13 protein-coding genes are annotated in these 14,957 nt (G+C 63.4%); all 13 read left to right on the top strand.

Annotated features, from left to right (window positions below):
* The first annotated feature begins 9 nt into the window (after positions 1-9).
* The 13 genes from ABD742_RS17610 (at position 10) to ABD742_RS17550 (ending at position 14,957) form a co-directional block, all read left to right on the top strand.
* Positions 10-1,761, top strand: a complete 1,752-nt coding sequence (locus tag ABD742_RS17610) for a purine-cytosine permease family protein (RefSeq protein WP_234753256.1) — start codon at positions 10-12, stop codon at positions 1,759-1,761.
* Between the two features lie 225 nt (positions 1,762-1,986).
* Positions 1,987-2,622, top strand: coding sequence for a DUF6318 family protein (locus ABD742_RS17605; RefSeq protein WP_234753257.1), 636 nt, complete (start codon positions 1,987-1,989; stop codon positions 2,620-2,622).
* An 11-nt stretch (positions 2,623-2,633) separates the two neighbouring features.
* Entirely contained in the window at positions 2,634-3,566 is a 933-nt protein-coding gene (locus ABD742_RS17600; protein WP_234753258.1) for a hypothetical protein, read from the top strand.
* 110 nt (positions 3,567-3,676) lie between these two features.
* A complete protein-coding gene (locus tag ABD742_RS17595) occupies positions 3,677-4,747 on the top strand; it encodes an alkene reductase (protein WP_234753259.1) in 1,071 nt (356 codons plus the stop codon).
* A gap of 279 nt (positions 4,748-5,026) precedes the next feature.
* Positions 5,027-5,725, top strand: coding sequence for a GntR family transcriptional regulator (locus ABD742_RS17590; protein ID WP_234753260.1), 699 nt, complete (start codon positions 5,027-5,029; stop codon positions 5,723-5,725).
* A gap of 137 nt (positions 5,726-5,862) precedes the next feature.
* A complete protein-coding gene (locus tag ABD742_RS17585) occupies positions 5,863-7,572 on the top strand; it encodes an MFS transporter (RefSeq protein ID WP_234753261.1) in 1,710 nt (569 codons plus the stop codon).
* Positions 7,573-7,763: 191 nt separating this feature from the next.
* Positions 7,764-8,786 (top strand): sugar phosphate isomerase/epimerase family protein, encoded by a 1,023-nt coding sequence (locus ABD742_RS17580; RefSeq protein ID WP_234753262.1) that lies wholly within the window; start codon positions 7,764-7,766, stop codon positions 8,784-8,786.
* A 4-nt stretch (positions 8,787-8,790) separates the two neighbouring features.
* On the top strand, positions 8,791-10,530 hold the full coding sequence (gene dhaL, locus ABD742_RS17575) for a dihydroxyacetone kinase subunit DhaL (RefSeq protein ID WP_234753263.1): 1,740 nt from the start codon (positions 8,791-8,793) through the stop codon (positions 10,528-10,530).
* On the top strand, positions 10,527-11,009 hold the full coding sequence (locus ABD742_RS17570) for a ribose-5-phosphate isomerase (protein ID WP_344788654.1): 483 nt from the start codon (positions 10,527-10,529) through the stop codon (positions 11,007-11,009). The genes dhaL and ABD742_RS17570 overlap by 4 nt, the downstream gene beginning before the upstream one ends.
* Position 11,010: 1 nt before the next feature.
* Positions 11,011-11,997: a 3-hydroxyacyl-CoA dehydrogenase family protein gene (locus ABD742_RS17565; protein ID WP_234753265.1), complete on the top strand. Its 987-nt coding sequence runs from the start codon at positions 11,011-11,013 to the stop codon at positions 11,995-11,997.
* Between the two features lie 25 nt (positions 11,998-12,022).
* Positions 12,023-12,790, top strand: coding sequence for an SDR family NAD(P)-dependent oxidoreductase (locus ABD742_RS17560; RefSeq protein WP_234753266.1), 768 nt, complete (start codon positions 12,023-12,025; stop codon positions 12,788-12,790).
* Positions 12,791-12,859: 69 nt separating this feature from the next.
* The gene (locus tag ABD742_RS17555) at positions 12,860-14,209 is read left to right on the top strand and encodes an MFS transporter (RefSeq protein WP_234753267.1); all 1,350 of its coding nucleotides are present in this window, start codon (positions 12,860-12,862) and stop codon (positions 14,207-14,209) included.
* Positions 14,160-14,957 (top strand): triose-phosphate isomerase family protein, encoded by a 798-nt coding sequence (locus tag ABD742_RS17550; RefSeq protein WP_234753268.1) that lies wholly within the window; start codon positions 14,160-14,162, stop codon positions 14,955-14,957. The genes ABD742_RS17555 and ABD742_RS17550 overlap by 50 nt, the downstream gene beginning before the upstream one ends.

Raw genomic sequence — 14,957 nt, 5'->3', positions numbered from 1 at the left:
GTTGCGGGGATGACTGACGATTCGAAGACAACGCAAGTGCTTGAACCCCCGACGGCGGGCCGCTCACCACAGGCGGTCGCCGTCGTCGAACCTTCCGAGGCGCTAGCCGCCGGGAGCCGCACGGCGGGCAATGCCGATGCGATGAGTGCAGCAAAGGAGAGCCTGGAGGACTACACCCTCAGGTTCGCTCCACGGTCTTACCGCAAGTGGGGTGCGGGTGTAGTGGCGACGAGTGCGCTCGGTGGAATCGCCTATTTGGCTGATTTCTCCATCGGCGCGAATATCGGTATTTCTTATGGCACCGTGAACGCCATTTTTGGAATTGTGGTGGCGGCCGTGGTCATTTTCGCCACCGGATTTCCCTTGGCCTACTACGCGGCCCGCTTCAACATTGACCTTGACCTCATCACCAGGGGCTCCGGATTCGGCTATTACGGCTCGGTGGTCACGAACGTCATTTTCGCGACGTTCACGTTCATCTTCTTCGCGCTCGAGGGTTCCATCATGGCGCAGGGCCTGGAACTCGGGCTGGGGATTCCGCAGTGGCTCGGTTATGCGGCGTCCACCCTTATTGTCATTCCGCTGGTGATTTACGGGATGAAAGCCTTGTCCAAGCTGCAGGTGTGGACCACGCCTTTGTGGCTCCTGCTCATGGTGGTTCCCGTGGGGTATTTGGTGATTTCACACCCGGACAGCATTGGGGAATTCTTCGCGTTCACGGGCAAATCCGGGGCCGAAGGCACCAACATGGCCTCCGTGATGCTCGCCGCAGGTGTCTGTCTTTCACTTATGGCGCAGATCGCGGAACAGATTGATTACTTGCGCTTCATGCCGCCCAAGACCGCCGAAAACAAGGCCGCGTGGTGGCGAGCCGTGATCCTGGCCGGACCGGGCTGGGTGATCTTCGGCGCGATCAAACAGATCGTAGGCATGTTCATTGCCATCTATCTGATCGCGACGCTGGATCCGGCCGCCTCCGTCCACGCCAACGAGCCTGTGCACCAATTCCTTGGCGTCTACCAGGAAATGATGCCTGCGTGGCTGGCGATGACCTTGGCCGTGGTGCTCGTGGTCATTTCGCAAATCAAGATCAACGTGACCAACGCCTACTCCGGCTCGCTCGCGTGGACCAACAGCTTCACACGAATCACCAAGAGCTACCCGGGCCGGATGGTGTTTGTGGTTGTGAACCTGGTGATTGCGCTAGTGCTGATGGAAGCCAACATGTTCGAATTCCTCAATAGCATCCTTGGTTTCTACGCAAATTGCGCCATGGCGTGGGTTGTCACCGTTGCGTCCGATATTGCCATCAACAAATACTTGCTCAAGATTTCGCCGAAGGTTCCCGAGTTCCGCGGGGGCATGCTTTACGCAGTCAACCCGGTCGGCTTCATCTCGATGCTGGTTTCGGCCGTTGCCTCGATTGCGGTGTTCTTCGGCGCTTTCGGTTCGGCTGTCCAGCCATACTCGCCGATCTTCGCCGTCGGGCTGGCGCTTGTGCTGCCGCCGGCGCTGGCCATGTTGACCCGCGGGAAGTACTACCTGCGCCGCTCCGACGACGGAATCGATCTGCCCATGTTCGACGCCGACGGCAACCCGAGCGACGCCAAGCTTATGTGCCACGTGACGGGCCTTGAGTTCGAGCGTCCGGACATGGTCCGCTCGGCCCAGGACGGGCCCGACGGCGAGCCGCAGTTCATCTCTTCGCTCGCCTTGTCGACTGATAAGACGGGGGAGTTGGTCCTGCCGGCTCAACAGTAGGCGGGAGTTCAAAGGCCCCATGGGCCTCGACGACGGATGGGCGGCCTGGCCGCGGTCCCGTCGTCGAGGCCTTTGGTTTGTTCTTGTTGTACTGCGCTGCGCATGTTGTGCTGCGCCGCAGGGTAGTGAAGCGGAGCCTGTGGATAACTTTCCCGCCAAGATGGGGAAGTAAGCTACCATTTTTGGAAACGTTTAGTCTTGAAAACTATTTGGGGATAGCAAACCATGACTCCACGCACCTCGGTTTCAGCTCGCAACCGCCTCTTCGTCATTGTCAGCCTCGCAACGGCGTTGACGCTGACCGCCTGCGAGAACAGTACCCAGCCGCAGGCCGAACAATCTGCCACGCCTACGGGTTCTGCAACTGCCACTGTTACCCCCTCTCCGAGCCCTGCTTACAAACCCGCCGACGCCAAGGGGAAAGCGGAGAACGTGCCCGTTCCGGTTCTACCGGAGGCCGCGAAGGCGAACAGCAAGGAAGGCGTGGAGGCGTTTGCTAGGTACTGGTTCCAAGCGCTTTCATACGCTTATGAGACTGGTGACGCCTCAATAGTCGACCAAATCTCGGGCCCAAATTGTGTTTTGTGTAGGGGATTGAAAGACACCATCAAGCTTGCCTGGGCTGACGGGAAGTGGATCGCCGGCGGGACTCTCCAGACGCCGTCCGTCAGCGCGAAGTTCTCCCCCGGGGCGGAATCGCAGCAGGCCACAGTTCAAGTAATCCACCTGCCTGTCACCATATACAAGATTGATGGGACTCTCTATCAAGAACCCACAAAGGGTTCAAACAGAGCCAGCCAAATGGTTACAAAATTCGACGCAAACGGTTGGACGGCTATAGACCTCGGACTGATTCGCTAATGAAGCGAAGGTTGAGCATCCTTTCGGCTGGACTTTTGGTGTTCTCAGCGACGCTGACTTGCCCGGTTCCGGCGATGGCAAAGGTCGCGGAGAGCCCGATTATCGCCGACTTCGAGGAACACGGCGTGAACGTGGGTTCTGAGAATTGGATCCGTGACCCCCAAACCGGCGAAATCGTCCCCGCCCCTCCAAACTATGTCAGCGACGACCCCAACCAATACAAGGCAGATCTCCAGTGTCAGGTCGACGACAATGCCTTGGATAAGAAGTGCCTACCGGGGCAGGTGCAATGCCCGCCCCGCGAGCCTGGTGGGAAATCTGGAACGCCAGTTATCTGGAAGGTCGCGCCTAAGGCGATTCCGAATCCCACGTGGATTGACTGGAAATCGGGCAACAATGGTCCGTCCTGCCTGTACGACCAAAAGCCAGAGGACGTCCTGCCCAGGATTGCGGCGAGAATTGAGAGCGACTTCCGCAACCTTCCGATCAAGCCCGCAGACCTGACCGCGCAGCCAAGCCCGCACACGCTCAAGGGCGCTGAAACCAACATCTTCGCGGACGCCGTTGAGCAGCAATTCGATGTGACGCTCCTCGGCCAGCGAGTCCACATCGTCGCAACCCCCGTGGAGTACAGCTACGCCTACGGTGATGGCAACAGTCTCGGGCCGACCCCCTTTGCCGGCGGGCCGCTTCCGGAGGCGGAATGGGGCCAAAAGACGAGAACAAGCCACGTGTATCAACAGACTGGTGACTTTCGGGTGTCAGTGACCACCACCTTCCGCGGCACCTACTCCGTGAACGGTGGCCCGAACATGCCGATTCCCGGCACAGGACAGTTCGTGTCGCCGTCACTGAAGGTGAGCGTCTGGAGGTCGATCACGCGCAACTATGCCGACAACTGCATCGTGAATCCGCGGGGCGAGGGCTGCCCGGGCGTCCCCTAGGACAGCTGGGAAGAAATGCGTCGTCCTGTGATCCCCGTCTCAACAGGAATAGTTGCAGGCGCGCGGCAGTTGCCGCCAGTGGACCTGTTCCCGTTTGAAAGGCACTGCCCATGTTGTTTTCCCCTTTGACTCTCGGCGAGATTGAACTGCCCAACCGCTTGGTCATGGCGCCGCTGACCCGTGTCCGATCAGGGGCTGAAGGCATTCCCGGCCCGCTGGTTGTGGAACACTACCGGCAGCGTGCCTCCCTCGGGCTGATCGTCAGCGAGGGCACCTACCCGACGCCGGCAGGCAAGTCCTACCCCGGGCAGCCCGGACTCGTCACGGAGGAACAGATCGCGGGCTGGAAGAAGGTGACCGACGCCGTCCATGCTGAAGGCGGCCGGATGTTCGCCCAGGTCATGCACGGTGGGCGCGTCTCCCACGCGGACATCACCGGCGGGCATGAGATCGTGGCACCCAGTGCCGTGGCCATCGACGGCGAAGTCCGCACACCGAACGGCAAGAAGCCGTACCCGGTGCCCCGCGAACTGAGCACCGATGAACTTCCCTCGGTGATTCAGGAAATCGTCACGGCTTCCAGGAACGCGGTCGAGGCAGGATTCGACGGCGTAGAACTCCACTCGGCGAATGGTTACCTGCTGCACGAATTCCTGGCTCCCAACACCAACGTCCGCACTGACAGCTACGGCGGCTCCCCGGAAAACCGTGCGCGCCTCGTGATCGAGACCGTCAACGCGGTGGTTGAAGCCTTGGGTGCCAACCGGGTCGGCATCCGGATTTCCCCGGAGCACTCGGTCCAGGGGATCGCCGAGACCGACCCCGCCGATGTCCGCGCCACCTATGAAGTCCTGGTGGACACCATCGCCTCGCTCAACCTCGCCTACCTCAGCATTCTTCACCATGATCCCAAGGGTGAGCTTGTCCAGGACCTGCGCGAGCGTTTCAACGGCACGTTCCTGGTGAACACCGGCTTCGGTGAAGTGACCACACTGGATGAAGCCGTGGCACTTGTGGCCGACGGTCACGCCGACGCCGTCGTGGTCGGCCGACCCGCCATCGCCAACCCGGACCTCGCGCGTAGGTGGCGTGAGGGCCTCCCGCTCAACGAGCCGGATCCGTCCACGTTCTACGGTGAAGGCGCCAAGGGGTACACCGACTACCCGTTCTACGCCAACTAGAACCCCCGAACCCCGACGGCGGCACCTGAGAAAGGTGCCGCCGTCGCGGTTTAACCCTCTCGCGGCCACCGTCCTGCCGGATTTCCGTGCCGTGGCGACGGATTCTGCTGGATCATTCGAGGTGGCAGGTTCCGGAGACCCCGGAATCACGGGGAATTTTCCTCGTGTGCAGGGAATGATCCAGCAGAATCCGACGCGCCGACCGTGCGCGAGAGGCTTCAGGGATCCCACAAAGCGTGCCAAGCCGCCACGAAGTGAGCATTCCTATAGGATTTGTCTATGAAACTCGCTTCCTCACGGGACCGCGCCCCCGGCCGACCCGTCAGCCGCCAGGTTCTCGCCGACCACGTCTACGAGGAACTTCTCGCGTGGCTCATGGACGGCCGGCTCGAACCAGGAGCCGCGGTCAGCATCGACGGCACGGCGCGGGAATTGGACGTGTCCCCGACCCCCGTGCGCGAGGCGCTGGCGAGGCTGGAGCACACAGGCATGGTCCGCCGAGTTGCCCTTAAGGGTTACAGGGTGGCCCCGGTTTTCACGCGCGAAGATTTTGCGGAGCTCATGGAAGCCCGGCTAGCGATTGAGCCAGTGAATGCCCGCCTGGCGTGCAGCCGGATCACTCCGGAGGGTTTGGCGGATTTGCGAGGGGCCGTGAAGGACCTGGAGACGGCTCCCCGGGGCCCCTCTTTCATGGAATTCCGGGACTATCTCGATGCCGATGAGCGCTTCCATAAGCTGATCGCCGAGCAGTCCGGCAACCAGTTCATGCTTGCCGCCTACACCGCGCTGGGGGGCCAGGTCCAGCGGTTCCGGCTGTTCGGGGGAGTGGGCATTACCGACGCAGAACAGGCCATCGCGGAACACCAAGCCGTGCTCGAAGCGCTGGCGGGCGGTGACCCGGAACAGGCCGCAGCCGCCATGGCCGACCATGTGCACAAGGTCCGGGCCCGGGCCATTGCCGACGCGCCCGCCGACTGAGCTCCCGTCTGGCACGCGGCGCCCCGGGAGAAACAAAGTTGTCGCCCCTGGGTGGTTCCCGGCGCAGCGTCCGGGTTTAGGGTTTTAGTGAAGTAACAATCCCGAAGCGGTCCCCGGGCCGGGAAGGGGTGGTTGTCATGGCAACAAAGACCCAAATCGTCAGGGGCAAACGCCAGGCCCGCATGGAGCGCGCGATTGCCAGCCCGCACTACAAGTGGACGGTCTTGATCAACGCCACGCTGGGTGTGCTGATGGCGACCATCAATTCCTCCATCATGCTGATTGCCCTGCCTGACATTTTCCGTGGCATCCACGTCGATCCGCTGGCTCCCGGCAACACCAGCATGCTGTTGTGGCTGGTCATGGGCTACATGGTGGTCACGGCGGTGTTGGTGGTTACCTTTGGCCGGCTCGGCGATATGTACGGCAGGGTGAAAATGTACAACGCCGGCTTCGCCATCTTCACCGTGTTCTCCGTGCTGCTGTCCCTCACGTGGCTTTCCGGCACCTCGGGCGTCCTTTGGCTGATCATCATGCGGGTCCTGCAGGGCGTCGGCGGCGCCATGCTGATGGCCAATTCCACGGCCATTATTACCGATGTCTTCGAGGTCGACCAGCGCGGCCTGGCATTGGGCCTGAACCAGGTGGCCGGCATCGCAGGGTCCTTCCTCGGCCTCATCATCGGCGGGCTGCTGGGTCCGCTGGACTGGCGGTTGGTGTTCCTTGTTTCCGTGCCGGTGGGGCTTGCGGGCACCGTCTGGGCGTACCTGAGCCTGCATGACACCGGGATCAAGCAGCCCGCCAAACTGGACTGGTGGGGCAACGCAACCTTCGCGGTGGGTCTGGTCGCAGTGCTGGTAGGCATCACCTATGGGATCCAACCGTACGGCGGCAACACCATGGGCTGGACCAACCCATGGGTGCTCGCCGCGCTGATAGGAGGCGTCGCGGTGCTGGGGGTGTTCTGCTGGGTGGAGATGAGGATAGACGAGCCCATGTTCCATCTGGCGCTGTTCCGTATCCGTGCCTTCACCGCCGGAAACCTGGCCTCCCTGATGTCCGGCATCGGCCGGGGCGGCCTGATGTTCATTCTGATCATCTGGCTGCAAGGGATCTGGCTACCTCAGCACGGTTACAGCTTTGAGACCACTCCGCTCTGGGCCGGGATCTACATGCTGCCCCTTACTGCGGGGTTCTTGATCGCCGGCCCGGTCTCCGGCTGGCTATCCGACCGCCATGGGGCCAGATTGCTGGCCACCTTGGGCATGGTGGTGGCAGCGGCCAGCTTCCTGTGGCTGCTGGTGCTGCCTGTGAACTTCAGCTACGTGCCCTTCTCGCTGGCATTGTTGGTCAACGGCCTAGGCATGGGGTTGTTCGCCGCGCCCAACCGGGCCGGCATCATGAACGCGTTGCCGCCCAACCGCCGCGGTGTGGGCGCAGGCATGAGCACGACGTTCCAAAACTCGGCCATGGTGCTCTCCATCGGTATCTTCTTTTCGCTCATGATCACCGGGCTGGCCAGGACGCTGCCGCAGACACTGACCTCGGGCCTGACGGCGCACGGGGTGGCTGCCGCGGATGCCGCAAAGGTCGCCCAATTGCCCCCGGTGTCTGTGCTGTTCTCCTCCCTACTGGGCTACAACCCCGTGCAGACACTGCTCGGAGCGAAAGTGCTGAGCGCCCTCCCGGCCAAGGACGCGGCGTTCCTGACCGGCCGCTCCTTCTTCCCGAGCCTGATTTCCGGCCCGTTCGCCGACGGGCTGGCCGTGGCGTTCGCCTTTGCCATTGCCGCGTGCTTGGTGGCCGCCTTTGCCTCGGCCCTGCGCGGCGGCAAGTCTCTTTCCTAGGCCACTCAAACTTGCGCTGGAGCGCTGACCCTCTTCACAAACATATGTAAGACATATAGGATCTTCGATGACGCAGGGCAGGGGTGCGGGAAAGTCGGGGCCGGCCAGCGGAAGTCCGAATAAATATGTTGACAGTTTTGCTTAGATAGTAAATCCTATAGGAAACAGGATTCCACGAAGGAGTGAAAACTATGGCCTACACCGCCGAAACCTGGCCCATCACCGCGGCCCTGCTCCAGTTCCCCGGCACTGACGCCACGGGACAGCACATCAACGACGCCGATGCTTCGGCTTGGGCCGAGGTCCTGCAGGAAGTCAAGGACGCAGGATTTGCCAACGCAGACCTCACCGACAGCTGGGTCCGCCCGGGCGACCTCAGCAAGGAACGCCTCACCGAGTTCAAACAGACCGCAGAGCACGTTGGCATTGGCATCCCGGTCATCTCGGCCATCCGCCGCAGCATCATCCACACCCGCGACTGGGCCGAGAACCTGGCGTACAGCCACCGAACCATCGACGCCGCAGCCGAATTGGGCTGCGAGGTTGTCTCCTTCGGACTCCACCAGGCCATCACCGCCGAGCAGCAAAAGCAGCTGTGGTTCTGGACGGTGGAAGGCTACAAGGATCCGGTCGGGGACAAGGAAGCCTGGAGCAACGCGGTCGCACGCTTGCGGGAACTCGGTGAGCACGCCGCGGAAGCCGGCATCCTCCTGTCCCTGGAACTGTACGAGGACACCTACCTCGGCACCGCCGATTCCTCGGTCCAGCTGGTGCAGGACATCGGGCTGGACAACGTTGGCCTCAACCCGGACCTTGGCAATCTCATCCGCCTCCACCGTCCCATCGAGGACTGGCGCGAGATGGTGGCCAAGACCCTGCCGTACTCCAACTACTGGCACATGAAGAACTACATCCGCGACGAAGACGTCGCCCGTGATAGCTACATCACCATGCCCGCGCCGATGGAGAGCGGCCTCATCAACTACCGCGAAGCCTTCAAACTCGCGCTCTCGGTGGGCTTCCAGGGCATCTTGTGCACCGAGCACTACGGCGGCGACGGGCTCAGCGTCACGGCGAGCAACCAGGAATACCTCCGGCGACAGGTCCTTCCGAAGACAGAGAACTACGTCCTCGGCCAGAGCCAGGTCGCCCAGGGCCGGCAGCAGCCCTCCGGCTCCATCCAGCCAGCATCCTCCCAACTGGCTGGCGTCTAGAACCATGACAAGGATTTTCGACAACCCCGCAGATTTCGCGGACGATGCCCTGGACGGATTCGTCGCCGCCAACCGCGGCTACGTTGCCCGGGTGGACGGCGGCGTGGTCCGGTCCACCGAAGTCCCCACCGGGCAGGTCGCCCTGGTGGTGGGCGGCGGCTCGGGACACTACCCTGCTTTCGCTGGACTGGTCGGACCGGGCCTCGCAACGGCCTCGGCGTGCGGCAACATGTTCGCCTCCCCGGCGGCGGGCCAGGTGTACCGGGTGGCCAAGGCAGCCAACGCCGGTGGCGGTGTCCTGCTCAGCTATGGCAACTACGCCGGCGACGTGCTGCACTTCGGCCAGGCACAGTTGCGGCTCAACGCCGAAGGCATCGAGACCCGTACCGTGACTGTTACCGACGACATCGCCAGCGCGCCGTTGGACCAGATCGAAAAGCGGCGGGGGATCGCGGGCGACCTCACGGTCTTCAAGATCGCCGGTGCCGCGGCCGAAGCGGGACTGGACCTCGACGCCGTCGAGCGGTTGGCCATCAAGACGAACTACCGCACACGCTCGCTGGGGGTGGCCTTCGACGGTTGCACCCTTCCGGGCGCCGCGGATCCGCTGTTCCACGTTCCGGCGGGCCAGATGTCCCTCGGCCTGGGCATCCACGGTGAGCCTGGCATCTCCGAACACAAAATGCCCACCGCCTCCGAGCTCGCCGAGCTGCTTGTCTCCAAGCTCCTCAAGGACAAACCGGACGACGCCGGAAACCGAGTGGTGGCCATCGTCAACGGCCTCGGCACCGTCAAATACGACGAACTCTTCCTGCTCTTCGGCAAGATCGAGAAGCTCCTCAGCAAAGCAGGACTCACGGTGGTCGAGCCCGAGTGCGGCGAGCTCGTGACAAGCCTGGACATGTCCGGACTCTCGCTGACACTGCTGTGGCTGGACGAGGAGCTCGAACAGTATTGGGCAGCACCCGCGGACACCCCGGCTTTCCGCAAGGGCAACCTCGCGCCCCGCCCGCTCCGCAAGCAAGGGAGCGTCACCGCGGTGGACGAGTCCGACGTCGAGCAGCCCACCGCGGCTGCTGCCGGACTCGGCCGGCAGGCCGTGGCCGTGCTCGCCCAGGTGCGGGACGTCGTCGTCGAGCATGAAGAAGAACTCGGCAAGCTGGACGCGATTGCCGGCGACGGCGACCACGGCATCGGCATGCGACGCGGCGTGGACGCGGCTTTCACTGCAGCCGAAACGGCAATCGGAGCCTCGGTCGGTCGGATCCTGACGGCGGCGGGGGAGGCCTGGAGCGAACGTGCTGGCGGCACCTCCGGCGCTCTGTGGGGCTCGGCGATCATTGCGGCCGGGCAGGCGCTCGGCAATAAAACGGGCTACTCGGGCGAGGACGCGGCGGCCGCCGTCACTGCGTTCGTTTCGGCGATCACGGAGCTCGGCAAAGCCGAACCCGGCGATAAGACCATGGTGGACGCGCTGCTGCCGTTCCGGGACGCGTTCCTCACAGAGTTCGACGCCGGAGCCCCGGTTGACCGGGCCCTTGCGGTAGCTGCTGCGGCGGCCGAGTCCGCGGCAGCTGAGACGGCGCGTTTGCGTCCGCTCAAGGGCCGGGCCCGTCCGCTCGCGGAGAAGAGCTTGGGCCACCCTGATCCTGGCGCGGTCTCCTTCGGGCTCATCACGGCGAGGATCTCACAACATATCGATTCACAGCTGGCGCCCCCGGCAGGAAACGGAGTTCAATCATGACCACATCAGCGGGCTGGCGGATTGTCGTCGGCAATGACGAAGCGGGCGTCGAATACAAGCAGGCACTCATGGCGCTGCTTGAGGCCGATCCCCGGGTGGCGTCGGTGCAGGACGTGGGCGTCGGCGCCAACGACTCCACCGCCTACCCGCACGTTGCCGTGGACGCGGCGCGCAAAGTTGCCGAGGGCGAAGCAGACCGTACCCTCTTGATCTGCGGCACGGGCCTGGGCGTGGCCATCGCGGCCAACAAAGTCCCCGGAATCCGGGCCGTCACCGCGCACGACAGCTACTCCGTGGAGCGCTCGGTCCTGAGCAACAACGCCCAGGTCCTGACCATGGGACAGCGGGTGATTGGCTTGGAACTGGCCAAGAAACTGGTGGGCGAATGGCTGGGCCACCACTTCGACGAAACATCACCTTCCGCCGCCAAGGTGGACGCCATTTGCTCCTACGAGCCCGATTACACAAAGGCAGTGTGACATGACTGAAACCCGGAAAACCCCCGCGGGCACGACGTCCGCCCGGAAGATCGCCGTCGTCGGCTCCGGTTACATGGGCGGCGGGATCGCGCAGGTCCTGGCCCTCGGCGGGGCACGCGTGGCGTTGGCGGATGTGTCCGCCGAAATCGCGCAGAAGAACTACGACCGCCTGCTGGTGGAGTCGGACGAATTCGTGGCCGCTGGACTCTTTCCTGAAGGTTCCACGGCAATCCTGAAGGCCAATCTGTGGGCCGCCAAGGATATCGAAGAGGCCGTGGCGGACGCCGACTTCATCGAAGAAGCCGTCCCAGAGGTCCTCGACATCAAGCACCAGACCCTGGCCCGCATCAGCGCCGCCGCCCGTCCGGACGCGCTGATCGGCTCCAACACCTCCACGATCTCCATTGCCGCTCTCGCCGAGGCCGTCGCAGCTCCCGAGCGATTCCTGGGCGTCCACTTCTCCAACCCGTCGCCGTTCATTCCCGGCGTCGAGATCATTCCCCACGCCGGCACCACGCCGGAGACTGTGGCTGCTTCCCGCGAACTGGTCCACGCGGCCGGAAAGCAAACCGCCGTCGTCAAGGACGTCACCGGTTTCGTGCTCAACCGGCTGCAGTACGCGCTCTTCCACGAGGCTGCGCAGCTGGTGGAGCAGGGGATCGCAACAGCCGACGACGTCGACACCCTGGTCCGTACGACGTTCGGCTTCCGTTTGCCGTTCTTTGGTCCATTCGCGATCGCGGACATGGCCGGACTGGACGTCTACGACTTCTGCTATAAGTCCCTGCAGACCGGATTCCCGGAACGCTTCGCCACCCCGAAGATCCTGAGCGACCTCGTGGAGGCGGGGAAGCTCGGGACCAAGACCGGGGCAGGCTTCCTCAACGTCCCTGCGGAACGCACGCCCGAACTCATCGCTTACCGGAACAAGGCCTACGTGGCCATGCAGAAGCTCCTCGACGAGCTCGGCCCGGCACCCATCAACTAGTCCCGACATTCACAGGAGAATACCCATGAACACCTTCCCCGCAGAACGCACCGCGATCGTCACCGGCGCCGTCTCCGAGCGCGGCATCGGCCGGGCAACCGTCAACTACCTTGCAGCGCAGGGCTGGAACATCGGCATCATCGACCTCGACGACGCCCTCTGCAAGAGCACCGCCAAGGAAATCGCCGCCGAATATGGCGTGCAGGCCTATGGCGTGGGCGCCAACGTGGCCGATGAAGCATCCGTGCGCTCGGCGATCGACACGCTCGAGGCCGAGTTGCCGCAGATCGTAGCCCTGGCCAACGTTGCCGGCGTCAGTTCACCGATTCCGTACCTGGAACTCGAGCCGGCCGAGTGGAACCGTGTCCTGAGCATCAACCTCAACGGCGTCCACTACGCCACCCGCCGCGTGGCCGAGTCAATGGTCAAGAACCGCATCGGACGCATCGTGAACATCTCCTCGGTTTCCGCGCAGCGCGGCGGCGGGACGTTCTCGAAGACCCCGTACTCGGTGGCCAAGGCCGGCGTCATCGGGCTGACCCGCGCCACCGCCCGCGAACTGGGCGAGTACGACATCACCGTCAACGCCATATCTCCCGGCCCGATCGACACCGACATCATGGGCGGCACCCTCAGCGAGGAACGCAAGGACGAACTCACCAAGGACCTCGTGGTGAACCGCGTGGGCTCCACCCGGGATATCGCCGCCGCCATCGCCTTCCTCATCAGCGAAGACTCCGGCTACATCTCGGGCCAGACGCTGAATGTCGACGGCGGCTTGTACATGCACTAATCCGGAATGCCTGAAACCTGACTACCCAACACTGATTACTCAACTGTCATTACTCAACGAGGAGTTTCGATGTCCCTTGCCACTTCATCCACGAAGGAGATGCTGGATTCGCCGGTCCTGAAATCGGCGATCCGCAAGGCTGCCACCCGGCTCATGCCGATGCTGGTCATCCTCTATGTGGTCTCCTTCCTCGACCGCACCAACGTCGGTTTCGCCGAAGCTGCGCTCGGCGCTGACAAAGGCGTCTCGGCCGGGGCGTTCGCGCTCGGTGCCGGTATTTTCTTCATCGGTTACGCGATCTTTGAAATCCCCAGCAACCTGCTGCTCAAGAAGGTCGGTGCGAAGATCTGGCTTGCCCGTATTGCCATCACCTGGGGCATCGTCTCGGCCTGCTTTGCGTTCGTGCAGGGTGAGACGTCCTTCGTGATCCTGCGGTTCCTGCTCGGCGTGACCGAGGCGGGCCTGTTCCCTGGCGTCATCATGTACCTGGCCGAGTGGTTCCCGAACAAGGTGCGCGTGCAGATGTTCGCGGTCTTCTACCTCGCCCAGCCGTTCTCCCAGATGATCGGCAACCCCCTCTCGGGCTGGCTCATCAATATCGGCGACCAGCTTCCGGGCGTCCGCGGCTGGCAGGTCATGTTCTTCACCGAGGGCATCCTGGCCGTGCTCGCCGGCATTGCGGCGTTCTTCTTCCTGATCAACGGCCCGGAGAAGGCCAAGTTCCTTAACGTCGACGAGAAGTTCGCGCTCAAGGAGATCATGACTCAGGAGGACACTGTCAAGGATGAAACCGGGCCGCGGGGCGTGTTTGCGGCGATGCGCAACGGTCGCGTCTGGTACTTCACCCTCATCTATTTCTGCCTGCAGATCGCCGTTTACGGCGTCACCTTCTTCCTCCCGCAGCAGGTTTCTTCGCTGACGGGCCAAAAGGTGGGGCTCGCTGTCGGCCTGCTGATCGCGGTTCCGTGGTTCTTCGGTATCTTCGCCTGCTACCTGATCGGTCGGGCAGCCAACACCGTCGCCAAGCGCCGCATGTTCGGCACGGTGCTGTTCGTATCGACAGGTCTGTGCATCCTGGGTTCGGCTTGGGCCGGGACCAACCACCAACCGGTGCTGGGGATGGTCTTCATCACCCTCGCGGTATGCAGCTTCCTCGCCGTCGGGCCGGTCGTCTGGGCCTACCCCACGGCATTCCTTGCCGGGTCCGCAGCCGCGGCCGGCATCGGCCTGATCAACTCGCTGGGCAACCTGGGCGGTTTCGTGGCTCCGATCCTGCGGACCGCGGTCAACAGCGCCACGGCAGACCCCACCGGATCGGCCGGGGTTTACGCGCTCGGAATTCTGCCCTTCCTGGCGGCCGCCATGATGTATGGCACCCGGGCATTCAGGAACAAGGCCGACGATCTCCTGGGCAAGTAGCCCGTTGTACATCGGGGTCAGCACCAAGATGTACATGGGCTACCGCCACAGCCTGTCTTGGCTGGAGCAACTGCGAAGTGAAGTGGACGCCCGTCCGGCCCTTGTGGCCGGGCGGGTGGTCCCGTTTGTGATCCCGTCGTTCCCCATATTGCCCGACGCGGTCCGGATTCTGGAAGGTTCTTCGCTTCTCCTGGGCGCGCAGAACTGTGGCTGGGCTGAGGGTCCGTGGACGGGTGAAGTGTCACCGTCCCTGCTGGCCGAGTTGGGTGTGCGGCTCGTGGAGATCGGACACGCGGAACGACGCCGGCACTTCGCCGAGGACGACGCCGTGGTCGCATTGAAGGTCCGGGCCGCGTTGGATGCAGGGTTGACCCCGCTGTTGTGTGTCGGCGAGGAGGCCGTTGCCGATCCGGCGGTGTCGGCGTCGTTCGTGTTCCGGCAGATCTCTGTCGCCGTCCGGGACGACTGGGCGACGGCGGCTCGTTTGGTTATCGCGTACGAACCGGTTTGGGCCATCGGTGCTACCGAGCCAGCCGGCGCGGCTTACGTGTCCGACGTCGTCGCCCGTCTCCGGGACTTGCTCGCCGAACATGGCCTCGCCGGGCTGCCGATCATTTACGGTGGCTCGGCCAAGCCGGGGCTCCTGCCTGAACTGCGGGGTGTGTCCGGACTTTTCCTAGGCCGCTTCGCCCACGACGCAGCGAACTTCGGTGCCGTACTGGATGAAGCGCTGGGGTTGCCCAACTAG

It is taken from the genome of Arthrobacter ramosus, assembly GCF_039535095.1.
In the GTDB taxonomy this organism is placed as follows: Bacteria; Actinomycetota; Actinomycetes; order Actinomycetales; family Micrococcaceae; genus Arthrobacter; species Arthrobacter ramosus.
This window is presented reverse-complemented; position numbering and strand designations above follow the sequence as displayed.

Bases quoted from the DNA above. Each gene is read 5' to 3' on its own strand.
- ABD742_RS17555 (WP_234753267.1), top strand. From the start codon at position 12,860: ATGTCCCTTGCCACTTCATCCACGAAGGAGATGCTGGATTCGCCGGTC.
- ABD742_RS17550 (WP_234753268.1), top strand. From the start codon at position 14,160: ATGGCACCCGGGCATTCAGGAACAAGGCCGACGATCTCCTGGGCAAGT.
- ABD742_RS17570 (WP_344788654.1), top strand. From the start codon at position 10,527: ATGACCACATCAGCGGGCTGGCGGATTGTCGTCGGCAATGACGAAGCG.
- dhaL (WP_234753263.1), top strand. From the start codon at position 8,791: ATGACAAGGATTTTCGACAACCCCGCAGATTTCGCGGACGATGCCCTG.
- ABD742_RS17560 (WP_234753266.1), top strand. From the start codon at position 12,023: ATGAACACCTTCCCCGCAGAACGCACCGCGATCGTCACCGGCGCCGTC.
- ABD742_RS17580 (WP_234753262.1), top strand. From the start codon at position 7,764: ATGGCCTACACCGCCGAAACCTGGCCCATCACCGCGGCCCTGCTCCAG.
- ABD742_RS17585 (WP_234753261.1), top strand. From the start codon at position 5,863: ATGGCAACAAAGACCCAAATCGTCAGGGGCAAACGCCAGGCCCGCATG.
- ABD742_RS17565 (WP_234753265.1), top strand. From the start codon at position 11,011: ATGACTGAAACCCGGAAAACCCCCGCGGGCACGACGTCCGCCCGGAAG.
- ABD742_RS17595 (WP_234753259.1), top strand. From the start codon at position 3,677: ATGTTGTTTTCCCCTTTGACTCTCGGCGAGATTGAACTGCCCAACCGC.
- ABD742_RS17610 (WP_234753256.1), top strand. From the start codon at position 10: ATGACTGACGATTCGAAGACAACGCAAGTGCTTGAACCCCCGACGGCG.
- ABD742_RS17605 (WP_234753257.1), top strand. From the start codon at position 1,987: ATGACTCCACGCACCTCGGTTTCAGCTCGCAACCGCCTCTTCGTCATT.
- ABD742_RS17590 (WP_234753260.1), top strand. From the start codon at position 5,027: ATGAAACTCGCTTCCTCACGGGACCGCGCCCCCGGCCGACCCGTCAGC.